Source organism: Streptomyces sp. ISL-100, from assembly GCF_018614615.1.
In the GTDB taxonomy this organism is placed as follows: domain Bacteria; phylum Actinomycetota; class Actinomycetes; order Streptomycetales; family Streptomycetaceae; genus Streptomyces.
In genome coordinates, this window is the sequence record NZ_JAGGOK010000010.1 from 36640 (window position 1) to 53251 (window position 16612).

15 protein-coding genes and 1 tRNA gene are annotated in these 16612 nt (G+C 69.1%); 12 read left to right on the plus strand and 4 right to left on the minus strand.

The window, feature by feature from the left end; genetic code table 11:
- Nucleotides 1-25: 25 nt before the first annotated feature.
- Nucleotides 26-1060, plus strand: a complete 1035-nt coding sequence (locus tag J7E89_RS05605; RefSeq protein WP_214969040.1) for an ABC transporter substrate-binding protein — start codon at nt 26-28, stop codon at nt 1058-1060.
- A gap of 2 nt (nt 1061-1062) precedes the next feature.
- On the plus strand, nt 1063-1965 hold the full coding sequence (locus J7E89_RS05610) for a siderophore-interacting protein (protein WP_214969043.1): 903 nt from the start codon (nt 1063-1065) through the stop codon (nt 1963-1965).
- Between the two features lie 75 nt (nt 1966-2040).
- Here J7E89_RS05610 and J7E89_RS05615 read toward each other — a convergent pair whose 3' ends face one another.
- Nucleotides 2041-3684 carry a beta-N-acetylhexosaminidase gene (locus tag J7E89_RS05615; RefSeq protein ID WP_214969045.1) on the minus strand — a complete coding sequence of 548 codons (1644 nt, stop codon included), beginning with the start codon at nt 3682-3684 and terminating at the stop codon, nt 2041-2043.
- Nucleotides 3685-3886: 202 nt separating this feature from the next.
- On the opposite strand from J7E89_RS05615, the gene J7E89_RS05620 reads away from it, so the two are divergent.
- Together J7E89_RS05620 and glmS are read left to right on the plus strand one after the other, a co-directional pair.
- The gene (locus tag J7E89_RS05620) at nt 3887-4168 is read left to right on the plus strand and encodes a hypothetical protein (RefSeq protein WP_214969047.1); all 282 of its coding nucleotides are present in this window, start codon (nt 3887-3889) and stop codon (nt 4166-4168) included.
- A gap of 51 nt (nt 4169-4219) precedes the next feature.
- Nucleotides 4220-6037: a glutamine--fructose-6-phosphate transaminase (isomerizing) gene (gene glmS, locus J7E89_RS05625; protein ID WP_214969049.1), complete on the plus strand. Its 1818-nt coding sequence runs from the start codon at nt 4220-4222 to the stop codon at nt 6035-6037.
- A 55-nt stretch (nt 6038-6092) separates the two neighbouring features.
- On the opposite strand, the gene J7E89_RS05630 is transcribed toward glmS, so the two are convergent.
- Entirely contained in the window at nt 6093-6614 is a 522-nt protein-coding gene (locus J7E89_RS05630; protein ID WP_214969051.1) for a universal stress protein, read from the minus strand.
- Between the two features lie 334 nt (nt 6615-6948).
- Between J7E89_RS05630 and J7E89_RS05635 the strand changes: the two genes are divergently transcribed.
- The 4 genes from J7E89_RS05635 (at nt 6949) to J7E89_RS05650 (ending at nt 9632) form a co-directional block, all read left to right on the plus strand.
- On the plus strand, nt 6949-7257 hold the full coding sequence (locus J7E89_RS05635) for a hypothetical protein (RefSeq protein WP_214969053.1): 309 nt from the start codon (nt 6949-6951) through the stop codon (nt 7255-7257).
- Nucleotides 7258-7625: 368 nt separating this feature from the next.
- Complete coding sequence (locus J7E89_RS05640) at nt 7626-8852, plus strand: helix-turn-helix domain-containing protein (RefSeq protein ID WP_214969055.1); 1227 nt, start codon at nt 7626-7628, stop codon at nt 8850-8852.
- A 5-nt stretch (nt 8853-8857) separates the two neighbouring features.
- The gene (gene orn, locus J7E89_RS05645) at nt 8858-9466 is read left to right on the plus strand and encodes an oligoribonuclease (RefSeq protein ID WP_214969058.1); all 609 of its coding nucleotides are present in this window, start codon (nt 8858-8860) and stop codon (nt 9464-9466) included.
- A 93-nt stretch (nt 9467-9559) separates the two neighbouring features.
- A tRNA-His gene (locus tag J7E89_RS05650) sits at nt 9560-9632 on the plus strand.
- Between the two features lie 97 nt (nt 9633-9729).
- Here the strand turns inward: J7E89_RS05650 and J7E89_RS05655 are convergent.
- Entirely contained in the window at nt 9730-10797 is a 1068-nt protein-coding gene (locus J7E89_RS05655) for a LacI family DNA-binding transcriptional regulator (protein ID WP_214969060.1), read from the minus strand.
- 293 nt (nt 10798-11090) lie between these two features.
- On the opposite strand from J7E89_RS05655, the gene J7E89_RS05660 reads away from it, so the two are divergent.
- Genes J7E89_RS05660 through J7E89_RS05675 form a run of 4 tightly spaced genes read left to right on the plus strand, consistent with a single transcriptional unit; the run spans nt 11091 to nt 15835 of the window.
- A complete protein-coding gene (locus J7E89_RS05660; protein ID WP_214969062.1) occupies nt 11091-12425 on the plus strand; it encodes an extracellular solute-binding protein in 1335 nt (444 codons plus the stop codon).
- Nucleotides 12425-13474, plus strand: a complete 1050-nt coding sequence (locus J7E89_RS05665; protein WP_214969064.1) for a carbohydrate ABC transporter permease — start codon at nt 12425-12427, stop codon at nt 13472-13474. The genes J7E89_RS05660 and J7E89_RS05665 overlap by 1 nt, the downstream gene beginning before the upstream one ends.
- Nucleotides 13471-14337 (plus strand): carbohydrate ABC transporter permease, encoded by an 867-nt coding sequence (locus J7E89_RS05670; RefSeq protein WP_251060148.1) that lies wholly within the window; start codon nt 13471-13473, stop codon nt 14335-14337. The genes J7E89_RS05665 and J7E89_RS05670 overlap by 4 nt, the downstream gene beginning before the upstream one ends.
- A gap of 49 nt (nt 14338-14386) precedes the next feature.
- Entirely contained in the window at nt 14387-15835 is a 1449-nt protein-coding gene (locus J7E89_RS05675) for a GH1 family beta-glucosidase (protein ID WP_214969066.1), read from the plus strand.
- A gap of 132 nt (nt 15836-15967) precedes the next feature.
- Here J7E89_RS05675 and J7E89_RS05680 read toward each other — a convergent pair whose 3' ends face one another.
- Nucleotides 15968-16402: an ATP-binding protein gene (locus J7E89_RS05680; protein ID WP_214969068.1), complete on the minus strand. Its 435-nt coding sequence runs from the start codon at nt 16400-16402 to the stop codon at nt 15968-15970.
- Nucleotides 16403-16612: the final 210 nt, after the last annotated feature.

Here is a 16612-nt window from a genome sequence, read left to right on the forward strand (position 1 = left end):
GCACGTACGAAAGCAGACGGCCGTCATGCCTCACGCCCGAGCTTCCCGCCTTTCCGGCCTCTCTCGCCGCAGCCTGCTGGCCGTCGGCGGCGCCGTCGGCATCGGCGCCGCGCTGACCGCCTGCGGCGAGACCTCCGCGAAGAGCGACGAGAAGGCCGCCGGGAAGTCGGGACCGTGGTCCTTCAAGGACGACCGCGGCAAGACGGCGAAGCAGCCGGCCACCCCCAAGAACATCGTCGCGTTCACCGGCGTCGCCGCCGCGCTCCACGACTTCGGCATCGAGGTCAAGGGCGTCTTCGGGCCGACCACGACCCCCGAAGGCAAGGCCGATGTCCAGGCCGGCGACCTCGACGTCAACAAGGTCAAGATCCTCGGCAACGCCTACGACAAGTTCAACGTCGAGGAGTACGCCGCCCTCAACCCCGACCTCCTGGTCACGGCGATGTGGGAGAAGGACAAGCTCTGGTACGTCCCCGAGCTGTCCACCGCGAAGATCCTCAAGGTCGGCGCTCCGAGCGTCGCCCTGTGGGCCGCCGAGACCACCGTCCCCAAGGCGATCCAGCGCCACGCCGACCTCGCCGAGTCCCTCGGCGCCGACGTCAGGGCCAAGAAGGTCACCGACGCCAAGGCCCGCTTCGAGAAGGCCGCCGAGCGCCTGCGCCAGGCCGCCAAGGCCAACCCGAAGGTCAAGGTCATGATCGGCTCCGCGAGCCCGGAGCTCTTCTACGTCTCGCTCGCGAAGATGTCGGCGGACACGCTCTACTTCCAGGAGCTGGGCGTGAAGTTCGTCGAGCCGAAGGTGGACGCGGCCGGCTTCTTCGAGAGCCTGAGCTGGGAGAACGTCGACAAGTACCCGGCCGACATCATCATGATGGACAACCGGACCGCCGTCCTCCAGCCCTCGGCCCTCAAGGACAAGCCCACTTGGACCCGCCTGCCCGCCGTCAAGGCCGGCCAGGTCATCCCGCGCACCACGGAGCCCATTTACTCCTACGACAAGTGCGCGCCGATCCTCGAAGACCTCGCCGAGGCCATCGAGAAGGCCAAGAAGGTCGCCTGACGATGACAGGGACTGAAGCCGCCGCCGACACCACCACCGTCCCGTTCCGCTTCTTCGGCCTGACGGTCGTACGGACGCGGCGGCTCAGCAGCTCCCTGCTCCGCGTGACGTTCGGGGGCGAGGACCTGCGGGCCTTCACGTCCGGGGGCCGCGACCAGAGCCTCTCCCTCTTCCTGCCGCACCCCGGCCAGTCGGAACCGGTGCTTCCGCCGGAGACCGAGCCGGACTGGTTCGCGGCGTACCGCGCTCTGCCCGACGACGTACGCGCGGCCATGCGCTCGTACACCCTGCGCGAGCAGCGCCGCGTGGCCGACGGGGCGGAAACTGACGAGGTCGACATCGACTTCGCGCTGCACGGGGACGGCGGACCCGCCTGCCGCTGGGCGGCGCAGGCGAGTTCCGGCGCCCGCGTCGTGGTGCTCGGCCCCGCGATCGCGGACAACACCGCCGTACGCTTCCGCCCGCCCGAGGACGCCGACTGGGTCCTGATGTGGGCGGACGAGACGGCGCTGCCGGCCGCCGCTGCCGCTCTGGAGTGGCTGCCGGCCGGCACAAAGGCCAAGGTCTGGATCGAGGTCCAGCACGCCGACGACCGCCTGGAGCTGACCACGGCCGCCGACGCGGAGATCACCTGGCTGGTACGGGACGAGGACGCGCCGGCCGCGGTCGACGCGATACGCGCCGTGCCCGACGCCGAGCTGCCCGGAGGTACGCCGTACGCCTGGATCGCGGGCGAGTCCTCGTGCGTACGGGCGCTGCGCCGCCACCTCGTCCAGGAGCGGAAGTTCGACCGCAAGCGCGTGACGTTCGTGGGCTATTGGCGCCGCGGGCTGAGCGAGGAGCAGCTGCGCGAGCGAGCCGAAGCCGAAACGGAAGCGGAAGCGGAAGCGGAAGCGGAACACTGATGAACGGGCGGGCGCCCATGTCCACGACCCACACGAACGCCCGCCCGTCGCACCGCACCACTCACCCAGCCGCTGCTACTCCGCAGGCCACGGCACCTGCGCCGAGCGGTAGTAGTCGATCCCCAGCGCGGACATCCGCGGCCCCTGCGCCGCCAGCCGCACCTTGTACGTGTCCCAGTCGTGCGTGGCCGCGGGCGACCAGCCGAGCTCCGCGATGCCCGGCAGCCTCGGGAACGCCATGTACTCGACCTGGTCGTTGGTCCATACGGTCTCCGACCACATCGGCGCCTCGACGCCCAGCACCGACTCGGCCGGTGCCCCCGGCAGGTAGGTCCCCGGGTTCCAGTCGTACGACCGGTCTACCTCCACATAGCCCGCCCAGTTGAGCCCCAGCGGCGTGCTCTTGTCGTACTTCATGTCGAGGTACGCCCGGTCCGCCGGCGACAGCACCAGCTTCGTCCCGTTCTTGGCAGCATTGGCGACCTGCGCCTTCTCCGTGGCCGAGGTCGCGTCGAGACCCCAGTACTGGGCTACCGCGCCCTTGACCGGGTTGCCGCCCGTCAGCTGGTGCCAGCCCATCACCGTCTTGCCGTACTTCCCGACGATGGCCTGCGCCTTGTCCATGAAGGCGACGTAGTCCGCGTGCGGCGTGGAGTGCGCCTCGTCGCCGCCGATGTGGATGTACTTGCCGGGCGTCATCGCGGCGATCTCACGCACCACGTCGTCCAGGAAGCGGTACGTGATGTCCTTCGGCACGCACAGCGAGCTGAAGCCCACTTTGGTCCCCGTGTAGAGGGGCGGCGCGACGCCGTCGCAGTTCAGCTCGGCGTACGAGGCGAGCGCCGCGTTGGTGTGGCCGGGGATGTCTATCTCCGGGACGACCTCCAGGTGACGGGAGGCGGCGTACCGCAGGATCTCGCGGTAGTCGGCCTTCGTGTAGTAGCCGCCGGGACCGCCGCCGACCTGCGTGGAGCCGCCGTATGTCGTCAGCCGCGGCCAGGAGTCGATGGCGATGCGCCAGCCCTGGTCGTCGGAGAGGTGCAGATGCAGCTTGTTGACCTTGTAGAGCGCCATCTGGTCGATGTACGTCTTGACCTTGTCGACGCTGAAGAAGTGCCGCGAGACGTCGAGCATCGCGCCCCGGTAGCCGTAGCGCGGCACGTCCTTGATGGTGCCGCCCGCTACGACCCACGGCCCCTGCTGCCGCGTGTCCTTCTCCACCGAGGCGGGCAGCAGCTGACGGAGCGTCTGTACGCCGCGGAAGAGCCCGGCGGGCTTGCGGGCGCTGATGGTCACGCCGCGGCGGCCGGACTCCAGCCGGTAGCCCTCGTCGCCCAGCGAGTCGTCCTCGGAGCCGAGCCGCAGCCGGATGCCGTCCCTGGCGTCCCAATCGGTGACGGGCAGTGCGAAGCCGGTGGAGGGACGCAGTATGTCCGCGAGGTACGAGCCGATCTGCCGAGCCTCGCGCGATTCGTCGTCGACCCTGATGCGCGTACGGCCCGTGAGGGCATAAGAAGACCCGCCCTCGGTAACGGAGGCGGGCGCCGGAATCACCTGGCTCAACGGTCTTGCTTCCGCGGCCGGCTCGGCGGCGGCCGGAGCAGCCGCGATGCTCGTCGCGCCGGCGGCGACGACGAGAAGCAACGGGGCGAACAGGCGTGGAATCCTTCTGCGTTGACTCACGGGCGGTCCCTTCAGCGGGCTTCGCAACAGTGGCATGGTGCAGGCGAACGGTCACCATGCGTATCGCGCGCCCCGCTTCAGGGTCAAGGGTTTAGACCACTTCACCACTCGTGTCCCCCCGCGTCCGCCGCGTGCCGGACGTGACTCCGGCCCGCACTTTCCCCTCTGTGACCGAAATCCTGCCCGATTACGGGCAGATTTCTTGCGTACACCCCGAATCCCCCGCAGTATCTACCGGGTGCTCGATCGCCGCCCGTCGTCCCCGTACGACGACCTCATCGACCATCTGGTCCGCAGCACCGCGCTCCCGCGCGGTGAGGCCGCCCGGGTGGTGCTCGACGTACTCGCGTACTTCGACGAGACGGCCGAGGATTTTGTGCGCCGGCGCCACCGTGAGCTGCAGTCCGGTGGCCTGGTGAACGCGGAGATCTTCGAGCGGATCGCGGCCGAGCTGCCGCACCGCGCCGTGGCGCCGCCTGAGCTCTCGCTCCGCCAGCTGCGCCGCATCGTCTACGGCTGATTCGGCTTCGGCCGGGCACCTACACCACACGACTCGAGGGATACAGACTGTATGTGCGGAATCGTCGGTTATATCGGCAAGCGTGACGTCGCCCCGCTGCTGCTCGAAGGCCTCCAGCGCCTGGAGTACCGCGGCTACGACTCGGCGGGCATCGTCATCACGAGCCCGAAGGCCAGCGGCCTGAAGATGGTCAAGGCGAAGGGCCGCGTCCGCGACCTGGAGGCCAAGGTCCCCAAGCGCTTCGCCGGCACCACGGGCATCGCGCACACCCGCTGGGCCACCCACGGCGTCCCGAGCGACGAGAACGCCCACCCGCACCTCGACGCCGAGGGCAAGGTCGCCGTCGTACACAACGGCATCATCGACAACGCCACCGAGCTGCGCGCCAAGCTGGTCGCCGACGGCGTCGAGTTCCTCTCCGAGACCGACACCGAGGTCCTGGTCCACCTCGTCGCGCGCTCGCAGGCCGTGACGCTGGAGGAGAAGGTCCGCGAGGCGCTGCGTCACGTCGAGGGCACGTACGGCATCGCCGTCATGCACGCCGACTTCTCCGACCGCATCATCGTCGCCCGCAACGGCTCGCCGGTCGTCCTCGGCATCGGCGAGAAGGAGATGTTCGTCGCCTCCGACATCGCCGCGCTCGTCTCCCACACCCGCCAGATCGTCACCCTCGAGGACGGCGAGATGGCCACCCTCAAGGCCGACGACTTCCGTACGTACACCACCGAGGGCTCCCGTACGACGGCCACGCCGACCACCGTGGAGTGGGAGGCCGAGTCGTACGACATGGGCGGCCACGACACGTACATGCACAAGGAGATCTCCGAGCAGGCCGACGCCGTGGACCGCGTGCTGCGCGGCCGCATCGACGACCGCTTCTCCACCGTGCACCTGGGCGGCCTGAACCTGGACGCCCGCGAGGCGCGCGGCATCCGCCGCGTGAAGATCCTCGGCTGCGGCACCTCGTACCACGCGGGCATGATCGGCGCCCAGCTCATCGAGGAGCTGGCCCGCATCCCCGCCGACGCCGAGCCCGCGTCCGAGTTCCGCTACCGCAACCCGGTCGTGGACCCCGACACCCTCTACGTCGCCGTCTCCCAGTCGGGTGAGACGTACGACGTCCTGGCGGCCGTGCAGGAGCTCAAGCGCAAGGGCGCCCGCGTCCTCGGCGTGGTCAACGTCGTCGGCTCGGCGATCGCCCGCGAGGCCGACGGCGGCATGTACGTCCACGCCGGCCCCGAGGTCTGCGTCGTCTCCACCAAGTGCTTCACCAACACGGTCGTCGCCTTCGCGCTGCTGGCCCTGCACCTGGGCCGCATCCGCGACCTGTCGGTCTCGGACGGCAAGCGGCTGATCGCGGGCCTGCGCAAGCTGCCCGCCCAGATCGCGGAGATCCTGGAGACCGAGGACGAGATCAAGAAGATCGCCGAGGAGTACGCGGGCGCCCAGTCGATGATGTTCATCGGACGGGTCCGCGGCTATCCGGTGGCGCTGGAGGCCTCCCTCAAGCTGAAGGAGATCTCCTACATCCACGCCGAGGCGTACCCGGCCTCCGAGCTCAAGCACGGCCCGCTCGCCCTGATCGAGCCCGCGCTGCCGACGGTCGCGATCGTGCCGGACGACGAGCTGCTGGAGAAGAACCGGGCGGCGCTGGAGGAGATCAAGGCGCGCAGCGGCCGGATCCTGGCGGTCGCGCACCGCGAGCAGGAAAAGGCCGACCACACCATTGTGGTCCCGAAGAATGAGACGGAGCTGGACCCGATCCTCATGGGCATTCCGCTCCAACTCCTCGCCTACCACACGGCACTGGCCATGGGCCGCGACATCGACAAGCCGCGCAACCTCGCCAAGTCCGTGACGGTCGAGTAGTAGCCAGTAGCCAGAAGGTCGTTGTGATCCCGTACGAGCAGTTCCGCGAAGACGGTTACGGGATCACAATGACCGGCCGCTGCGCGCGTCGCGCCAGCCGGCCAGCCACCGAGCCGAAGATCCGCCCGACGATGCCGTGCGTCGAGCCGACCACGATCGCGTCGGCCGAGTACTCCTGGCCGACCTCCTCCAGCTCGTGGCAGATGTCGCCACCGCGCTCGACGAGGATCCACGGCACTTCGGCGAGATAGTCCGCGCAGGCCAGCTCCAGCCCGAGCACCTCGGTGCGGTGATCCGGTACGTCCACGAAGACCGGGGGCTCGCAGCCCGCCCAGACCGTGGTCGGCAGCCGGTTGGCGACGTGGACGATGATCAGGCCGGAGCCCGACCGCACCGCCATGCCGATGGCGTACGAAAGAGCCCGCTCACTGGACGTGGAGCCGTCGAAGCCGACGACGACGCCGTGCTGGAAGGCGGGATCGCAGGAGTGGCGTGTTTGTTCCACCGCCCGGAGGTCGTCCAGAGGATCGACAACCTGCTTGCGGTCTGCGGGTTCGGGGAGTTCGTGACCGGCCATGGGTGTCTCGGCGAAGAATCCTCTTGGGAGGGGTCGCTGGTCGCTTTTGTTGTGGGAAGCAGTGGCATTGGGCGGTGGAGCGGTGGAGCTGTGTCCGGGAATCATCTTCCCAAGCCCATACCCCCAAGGGTACGGCGACACTCCTCTCCTGCCCAGAGCCCGCCGTTCCTCACACGGCGTTCCCACGGCGTTCCAGGGAGCATGCACGAGCCCGGCCCGTAAGGCAATGCCGGTTGCCCCTTACACGCTGTCTCGACAGGCTCACCTGCCAGTGACCACCCGGGCCCGCCGCCCGTTAGTCACGAGCCCACCCCGCGTACGTGAGGAGCCCGCCGTGCCCGGACGTTCGACCGCCTCCGCCACTCATGCCGCCGGTCCTGCCGGCGACACTGTCGGCGAGGTGGTCCGGTGGGCCGCGTTCAGCTGCGCCCTCGTCCCCGTGGTGCTCGTCATGTACGGGACGTCGTTCGGCGCGGCGGCCGCTGCGGCACTGGGGCTCGCGGCCGTGACCGCCGCCTGCCGGGTACTCCTGCGCCGGTCCGAGCGCGCGGCGGTCACGGCGGCACGGAGGCAGGAAGAGGCGAAGGTGCCGGGGGCGCGCCGGGGCGGGCGTCATGCTGGACCAAGTGCGCCGGGAGAATGACGGACTCGCACACACGAGCCCGTACCTTTTCAGCCAACTTCTGGCCGCTACCCAATCGTTGCCGAAATGGCCTCCCCACCCCCGTTCCACCTGGCATGAAAGGACCGTCTCCGGCCAATGCACCCTACGGGGACGGGCCATGAGCGGGACGCGCACTTCCCTGCGAGGCCCTTGAGTGGAACGCTTCGTGATCGAATGCTTCGCGCCAAGTGGCCTTGTCGACATAGTGCTGAATGCCGAAGTTGTCACGCCGGCACCACCGGACACAGTAGATTCGATCATGGGTATATACGGCGGGGGAATCATGCAGGACCGAGGGGAAACGTGCAGGACCGAGAGGACGCGAACACCAAGGGGGGCTTAGCGTCATGAGCCAGGACTCCACTGCCGTACCGGAGGCCGCACGGAAGCTCTCCGGACGCCGCCGCCGGGAGATCGTAGCGGTGCTGCTCTTCAGCGGCGGCCCCATCTTCGAGAGCTCCATTCCGCTCTCCGTGTTCGGCATCGACCGGCAGGACGCCGGCGTTCCCCGTTACCGGCTGCTGGTCTGCGCCGGCGAGGACGGGCCGCTGCGCACCACGGGAGGGCTCGAACTGACCGCCCCCTACGGCCTGGAGGCGATGAGCAGAGCGGGCACCGTCGTCGTACCGGCGTGGCGGTCCATCACCTCGCCACCACCGCCGGAAGCGCTCGACGCGCTGCGCCGCGCGCACGAGGAGGGCGCCCGCATCGTCGGGCTGTGCACCGGCGCCTTCGTACTGGCGGCAGCCGGGCTGCTCGACGGCCGCCCGGCCACCACGCACTGGATGTACGCCCCGACGCTCGCCAAGCGCTATCCGTCGGTCCACGTCGACCCGCGCGAGCTCTTCGTCGACGACGGCGACGTCCTCACGTCGGCCGGCACGGCGGCCGGAATCGACCTGTGCCTGCACATCGTCCGTACGGACCACGGCACCGAGGCGGCAGGGGCACTGGCCCGCAGGCTGGTCGTACCTCCGCGCCGGAGCGGCGGCCAGGAGCGCTATCTCGACAGGTCTTTACCGGAGGAGATCGGCGCCGACCCGCTGGCCGAGGTCGTCGCCTGGGCGCTGGAGCATCTCCACGAGCAGTTCGACGTGGAGACGCTGGCCGCGCGCGCCTATATGAGCCGCCGCACCTTCGACCGGCGTTTTCGTTCCCTCACCGGGAGCGCTCCCCTGCAGTGGCTGATCACCCAGCGGGTGCTTCAGGCGCAGCGTCTGCTGGAGACGTCCGACTACTCGGTCGACGAGGTCGCGGGCCGCTGCGGCTTCCGCTCGCCGGTCGCGCTGCGCGGGCATTTCCGTCGCCAGCTTGGCTCGTCCCCGGCCGCATACCGGGCGGCGTACCGTGCCCGGCGCCCGCAGAGCGAGATGCACTCGGTCCCGTCAGGGCTGTCCGGGGGCGGCCAGGTCCCCGACTCGGTGCCGCAGCACGCCAGGCGTACGGCAGCGGCGGCCGCACAGGCGGGCCCGTCAGCGACCACGTCGACCCACGAGCCGGGCAAGCCCAGCTCCGATGTGTACGCCCCCGGCCGCCCGACGCTGCCCGGCCAGCGGGATCGCCCCGTAGGGTGAGACACATGAACGATCGCATGGTGTGGATCGACTGCGAGATGACCGGGCTCTCGCTGACGGACGACGCACTCATTGAGGTGGCCGCACTGGTCACCGACTCGGAGCTCAACGTACTCGGCGAAGGGGTGGACATCGTGATCCGCCCGCCGGACGCGGCCCTGGAGACCATGCCCGAGGTGGTGCGGCAGATGCACACCGCCTCGGGCCTGCTCGACGAGCTGGCCGGCGGAACGACGCTGGCCGACGCCGAGGAACAGGTCCTGGCCTACGTGAAGAAACACGTGAAGGAGCCCGGCAAGGCCCCGCTGTGCGGAAACTCGGTCGGCACCGACCGCGGGTTCCTGCTGCGGGACATGTCGGAGCTGGAGGCGTACCTCCACTACCGGATCGTGGATGTCTCGTCGATCAAGGAGCTGTCCCGCCGCTGGTACCCGCGGGCCTACTTCAACAGCCCGGAGAAAAACGGCAACCACCGGGCGCTCGCCGACATCAAGGACTCCATCGCGGAGCTGCGCTACTACCGGGAAGCGGTCTTCGTGCCGCAGCCCGGGCCCGACTCCGAAACGGCGAAGAAAATCGCCGCGAGGTACGTCCTGCCTGCGGAGCACGGGTAATAAACATCCGGTGAGGCCCGGTTAAACCCTGGCGCGAGCACCCTCTGGGACCCTGTACACTTTTTCTCAGCCGGTCGGAAACGACCGGCCACGGTGGGTGTAGCTCAGTTGGTAGAGCACCTGGTTGTGGTCCAGGTGGCCGCGGGTTCAAGTCCCGTCACTCACCCTGATCGATCCGAGCCCCTGACCTGGAAACAGGTCAGGGGCTCGGATCGTTTTGCTGCCTCCGTCATGGCCATGCACGGGTCATGGCCATGCACGGGTCATGACGACGTACGGGTCACCAGCTCCGTCGGGAACACGCTCTGGCGCGGGGCGGTGATCCTGCGCGTGCCCTCCGGACGCCGGTCGGCGATCTCTTCCAGCAGGACGCGGGTCATCTCGCGGCCCATTTCCTCGATCGGCACCCGGACGCTGGTCAGCGGCGGGTCCATGTGGCGGGCGATGGGCGAGTCGTCGAAGCCGACCAGCGCCACATCGCCGGGGACACTCCGCCCTTGCTCGCGCAGGACCTGGCGGGCGCCCGCCGCCATCACATCCGATGCGACGAAGACCGCGTCCAGGTGGGGACTGCGTTCGAGCAGGTCGGTCATGGCGCGGCGGCCGCCCTCCTCGGTGAAGTCCGCGGGGGCGATCAGCCGCTCGTCCACGCCGAGGCCGGCCGCGGCCAGGGCCTGGCGGTAGCCGTCGAGACGGCACTGGGCGCCGTACACCTCCAGTCGTCCTGTGATGGTGGCTATCGTGCGCCGGCCGCGGGATATGAGGTGAGTCACGGCGCCGCGCGCGCCCGTCACGTTGTCCGCGTCGACACAGGGCAGCGGCTCGTCCTCGGAGCGGCGGCCGCTGATGACCGTCGGGATGCCGAGCCGGACCAGCTGCTCGGGCAGCGGATCGTCGGCGCGTACGGAGACGAGCAGGACGCCGTCGACACGGTGCCCGGCGAGGTAGTGAGCCAGGCGGCCGCGCTCGCGGTCGCTGCCGACGATGGTGAGCAGCAGCTGCATCTCGGTGCTGTCGAGGGCGGCGCCGACGCCGCGCACGATGTCGGAGAAGTACGGCTCGGCGAAGAACCGCGACTCGACCTCCGGGACGACGAGCGCGACGGCGTCGGTGCGGTTGGCGGCAAGGGCGCGGGCCGCGCGGTTCGGTACGTACCCCAGCTCGTCCACCGCTGCCTCGACGGCGGCGCGGGTCTCTTCGCTCACGCGCGGGGAGCCGTTGACCACCCGGGAGACGGTGCCCCGGCCCACACCGGCGCGTGCGGCCACTTCTTCAAGGGTCGGCCGTCCGCCGCTCCGGCCCCCTTGGCTCCGGATTCCACGAGTCACCATCGTCCCGACCTCCCCATATCGTGCACCGTTCGGTCGCCGTCCGGTGGCCGTCCGGTGGCCGTCCGGCGCTGCGCAATATCTCATAGCGGTCTCGGACAGCAAATCCCGCGTCCGGTGCCTTGACACCCCCGCAGGGAGCCGCGAACCTTCAACACATCACACATGGGAGCGCTCCCACAGTACCTGACTCATACATATCCCGCACGTTCCCCGCCCGGGCCGCAGCCGCAACTCAGGGGCTCATCAACGCAGTTGGCCGGGGGGTCGGCACGTCAGGGCACAAGGAGGACGCAATGCGCATCAGCACCCGTACGCCTCGCCGGGCGGTGGTAGTCGCCGCTGTGGTCGCACTCGGCGCGGGCCTGCTCGGCGGCTGCGCCGAGGACAGCGACGAGGCAGCCGGCGGCTCCGGCGGCAGTAAGAAGGACGCCAGGGGCAAGACGACCATCGAGATCGGCACCTTCGGCGTCTTCGGCTACAAACAGGCCGGGCTCTACGACGAGTACATGAAGCTGCACCCCGAGATCGTCATCAAGGAGGACGTGACCGAGCGCGTCGACACGTACTACCCGGAACTGCTGACGCACCTCGCGGCCAACAGCGGCCTCCAGGACATCCAGGCCATAGAGGTCGGGAACATCAACGAGATCGCCACCACGCAGGCCGACAAGTTCGAGGACCTTTCAAAGGCGCCCGGTGTCGACAAGTCGAACTGGCTGGACTGGAAGTGGGCGCAGGCGTCCACCAAGGACGGGCGGACTATCGCGCTCGGTACGGACATCGGGCCCATGGGCATGTGTTATCGCAAGGACCTGTTTAAGAAGGCAGGGCTCCCGACCGACCGCGAGGCGGTGGGCAAGCTGTGGGCGGGCGACTGGCAGAAGTACGTCGACGCGGGCGAGGACTACAAGGCGAAGGGCCCCAAGGGCACCACGTTCACCGACTCGGCCGCCGGTCTCTTCGCCGCCGTCAACAACGGTTACGCGCAGCGGTTCTACGACAGCGACGGCAAGCTGATCTACAAGGACAGCCCCGCCGTGAAGACCGCCTGGGACCTGGCGATGCAGGCGGCGGAGGGCGGCCTGACCGGAAAGCTGAAGCAGTTCGACAAGGCGTGGGACCAGGCGTACGCCAACGGGGCCTTCGCCACCGTCTCCTGCCCGCCGTGGATGCTCGGTTACATCAAGGAGAAGGCGGGCAAGGCGGGCGAGGACAAGTGGGACGTCGCGGCGGCCCCGAAGCCCGCCAACTGGGGCGGCTCGTTCATCGGCGTACCGAAGGCGGCCAAGAACAAGGCGGAGGCGATCAAACTCGCAGCCTGGCTGACCGCACCCGAACAGCAGGCGAAGCTCTTCGACAAGCAGGCGAGCTTCCCGTCCACCCCGCCGGCGTACGACCTGGACGTGGTCTCCGGCGCCAAGAACCCGTACTTCGGCGACGCGCCGACCGGGCAGCTCTTCGCTGAGGCGGCCAAGGGCATCCCGACGCTGGTGCTCGGCCCGAAGGACCAGCAGATCGGTACCGCTTTCGGTGATGTCGGCATCCTCCAGGTGGAGCAGCAGGGCAAGAGCCCGGAGGAGGGCTGGAAGGCGGCCCTGAAGGAGATCGACAACGCGGTGGACGGCTGATGCGTCCGTACACCGACCAGTCAGACCTGTCCGACCGGTCCGAACAGGCTGCGTCCCCCTCGGCGGGGGACGCGGTCCCGGCCGCGAACCGCCGGGGGACGGTGGCGGTCGAGCGGCCGGGGGGCACGGACCGCCGCCGGGTGTGGCGGAGCAGGCGCTACCGCTGGGACACGAAGTACAGCCCGTACGCCTTCGTCGCGCCCTTCTTCGTCTTCTTCGCGGCCTTCGGGGTCTTCCCACTCCTCTATACGGGCTGGTCGTCGCTGCACCGCGTATCGCTGTCGGCGCCGAACGACATGCAGTGGGTGGGGCTGCACAACTACACGCGGCTGCTGGAGGACGAGTTCTTCTGGAACGCACTGCGCAACACCTTCACCATCGGGATCATCTCGACGGTGCCGCAGCTGCTGATGGCGCTCGGCATCGCGCATCTGCTCAATTACCGGCTGCGTGCCTCGGGTTTCTTCCGGGTCGCGATCCTGACTCCGTACGCCACTTCGGTGGCGGCGGCGACGCTCGTCTTCGTGCTCCTCTTCGGGCGCGACTACGGAATGATCAACTGGGCGCTGGACGCCGTGGGGCTCGGGAAGGTCGACTGGCAGAGCGGGACCCTGTCGTCGCAGGTCGCGGTCTCGACGATCGTGATCTGGCGGTGGACGGGCTACAACGCGCTGATCTATCTGGCCGCGATGCAGGCTGTACCGAACGACCTGTACGAGTCGGCGGCGCTGGACGGGGCGACCAGGTGGCAGCAGTTCATCCACGTCACCATCCCCTCGCTGCGGCCGACGATCCTCTTCACCGTCGTCGTCTCGACGATCGGCGCGACGCAACTGTTCGGTGAGCCCCTGCTGTTCGGCGGGGCGGGCGGGCAGAAGGGCGGGGCGTCGCACCAGTTCCAGACGCTGGGCCTGTACCTCTACGAGCAGGGCTGGTTCAACTTCCACCTCGGGCGCGCTTCCGCGATCGCCTGGGCGATGTTCCTGATTCTGCTGATCGTCGCGGGCGTGTACCTGCTGATCGCCCGCCGCCTGAGGAAGAGCGAATGACGACGATGACGAAGATGACGAAATTGCCGGGCGTTCGCGCCGGTCGCCATCTGCACGGCGGCCCCCTCACGTACGCCGTGTTGATCATCTTCACGGTCGGGTCGCTGTTCCCCCTCGTATGGACGGCGATCGCCGCCTCCCGCAACAGCACCCGGCTGTCGCAGACGCCGCCGCCGTTCTGGTTCGGCGGCAACCTCTTCAAAAATCTCCAGACGGCGTGGACCGACGCCAACATGGGCCTGGCGCTGCTCAATACGGCGGTGGTGGCCGGGACGATCGCGCTGGGTACGGTGCTCTTCTCGACCCTCGCGGGCTTCGCGTTCGCCAAGCTGCGCTTCCGCTTCAAGAACCTGCTGATGCTGCTGGTCGTGGCCACGATGATGGTGCCGCCGCAGCTCAGCGTCGTACCCCTGTTCATGACGGTCGCGGAGCTGGAGTGGACCGACCAGCTCCAGGCCGTCATCCTGCCGACTCTCGTCAGCGCCTTCGGGGTCTTCTTCATGCGCCAGTACCTGGTGCAGGCGCTGCCCAGCGAACTGGTCGAGGCGGCGCGGGTGGACGGCGCGAGCAGTCTTCGCATCATCTGGCACATCGTCTTCCCGGCGGCGCGTCCGGCGATGGCGGTGCTGGGCATGCTCACGTTCGTGGCCGCCTGGAACGACTTCTTCTGGCCGATCATCGCCCTCACCCAGGACAACCCGACCGTGCAGGTGGCGCTCGCCAACCTCGGCCAGGGATTCGTCCCGGACCAGTCGGTCATCATGGCCGGCGCGCTGCTCGGCACGCTGCCGCTGCTGCTGGCCTTCGTGCTGTTCGGGAGGCAGATCGTGGGCGGGATCATGCAGGGCGCGGTCAAGGGCTGACTTTCCCTCTCCCCTATTCCCTCTCCTATCTCCTACCAGGAGGACTTCCATGACTGAGAGCGCTGAGAGCACGGAGAGTTTTCCGCCCGGATTCCTGTGGGGCTCCGCCACCGCCGCGTACCAGATCGAGGGCGCGGTGGAGGAGGACGGCCGCACACCGTCCATCTGGGACACCTTCAGCCGTACGCCGGGGAAGGTGCTGGGCGGTGACACGGGCGACGTGGCCGTCGACCACTACCACCGGATGCGCGACGACGTACGGATGATGGCCGACCTGGGGCTGAGCGCGTACCGCTTCTCGGTCTCCTGGCCGCGCGTGCAGCCGACCGGCCGGGGTCCGGCCGCCGAACGCGGCCTGGACTTCTACCGCGCGCTGACGGATGAGCTGCTGACGGCCGGAATCACGCCCAGCCTGACCCTGTACCACTGGGATCTGCCGCAGGAGCTGGAAGACGCGGGAGGCTGGCCGGCACGCGACACGGCGTACCACTTTGCCGACTTCGCGGGGCTCGTCGCCGGGGCGCTGGGAGACCGTGTCGAGCTGTGGACGACGCTCAACGAGCCCTGGTGCAGCGCCTTCCTGGGCTACGGGTCCGGTGTGCACGCGCCCGGCCGTACCGACCCGGTGGCCGCCCTGCGCGCCGCCCACCACTTGAACCTGGGCCACGGCCTGGCCGTACAGGCGCTGCGTGCCGCGCTTCCGGCACGGGCGCCGGCGCGGGCGCGGATCGGAGTAAGCCTCAACCCGAGCGCGGTCAGACCGCTGACGCGGTCGGCGGGCGACCTGGACGCGCAGCGCCGCATCGACGCCCTCGCGAACCGCGTCTTCACCGGGCCGATGCTGACGGGTGAGTACCCGTCCGACCTGCTCGCCGACACCGCGCACCTGACGGACTGGTCGTTCGTACGGGACGGGGACGCGGAGACGGCAGGCGCGCCCCTCGACTTCCTGGGCATCAACTACTACTCACCGGCGGTGGTTTCGGCGCCCACTGCCGACAGCGCCGCGGGCACCCGCCGCGACGGCCACGGCCCGAGTGACCACTCCCCCTGGCCCGGCTCGGAGTCCGTCGCCTTCCACCAGCCGCCGGGCGAACTGACCGCGATGGACTGGTCCGTCGACCCGACCGGCCTGCACGACCTGCTGATGCGGTACGCCCGTGAGGCCCCCGGCATCGCGCTGATGGTCACGGAGAACGGCGCGGCGTACGACGACAAGCCCGCCACCGACGGCACGGTCCACGACCCGGACCGCATCCGCTACCTGCACAGCCACCTGGCGGCGGTGCGGCGGGCGATGCGGGACGGGGCGGATGTGCGCGGTTACTTCCTCTGGTCACTGATGGACAACTTCGAGTGGGCGTACGGCTACAGCAAGCGCTTCGGCGCGGTGTACGTCGACTACGAGACGCAGACGCGCACGCCGAAGTCGAGCGCGCAGTGGTACGGGAAGGTGGCGAGGACGGGCGTACTGCCGTACCCCATGCTGGACGACTGACTCCCCCCACGGTGGCTGTCGATGAATCAGTCGAACCAGGTGCCTTGGACGACGACGATGTCCCCGGCCGCCCGGATCGCACGTGACGGCACCGCAACGCAGGCAGCGTCAGATCGAGAGCGCCCGTGGCACTCACAGTGACGACCTGTCGAGCTTGAGCCGCCCGAGTTCGAACCAAGTCGCTTTGCCCCTACCGGGCCCGTGCGTACAGACGCCCCAGGCGTCGGCGCCGTACGAGATCAGCGTCATCCCCCGACCGCTCTCCTCGTCGGCGGCGGGTGCTCGGCACTCCGGGAGCCCCGGCGCGCCGTCATGGACGAGCACTCGGAGGCGGTGAGGGTCGGTCCATCCGGCGGAGAGAGTCACGGGGCTGGTGCACGCGGTGGTGCGGCAGGCGTTGACGGCGTTGGTGACGGCCTCGGAGGTGAGGAGGAGCGCGGCGTCGGTGAGGTCGGCCCGGCCTGCGACGGCGAGGAGTGTACGGACGGTCTCGCGGGCGGTGCGGACCCATACGGGGTCGGGCGGGAAGACGAGGGATACGTCGGTGGCGCGGGGCGGGTCCTCCATGGGGGCCTCCTGTGAGCGCGCAGCGCGTTGTGGTGACCAGGTCCGCCCTCAAATTGCTTGGGGACGGGGGTACTTCCTCTTGCGGCGCGGTTGGCTCGGTCGCTCACGAAGGTAGGGAACGCGTTTGGTTAGGTGCAACCGTTTACCAGATATGTCACCAGAGTGGGTGACAGGCGAACGTTCCAGTGACCACGGGAGTTTGCACCGGCA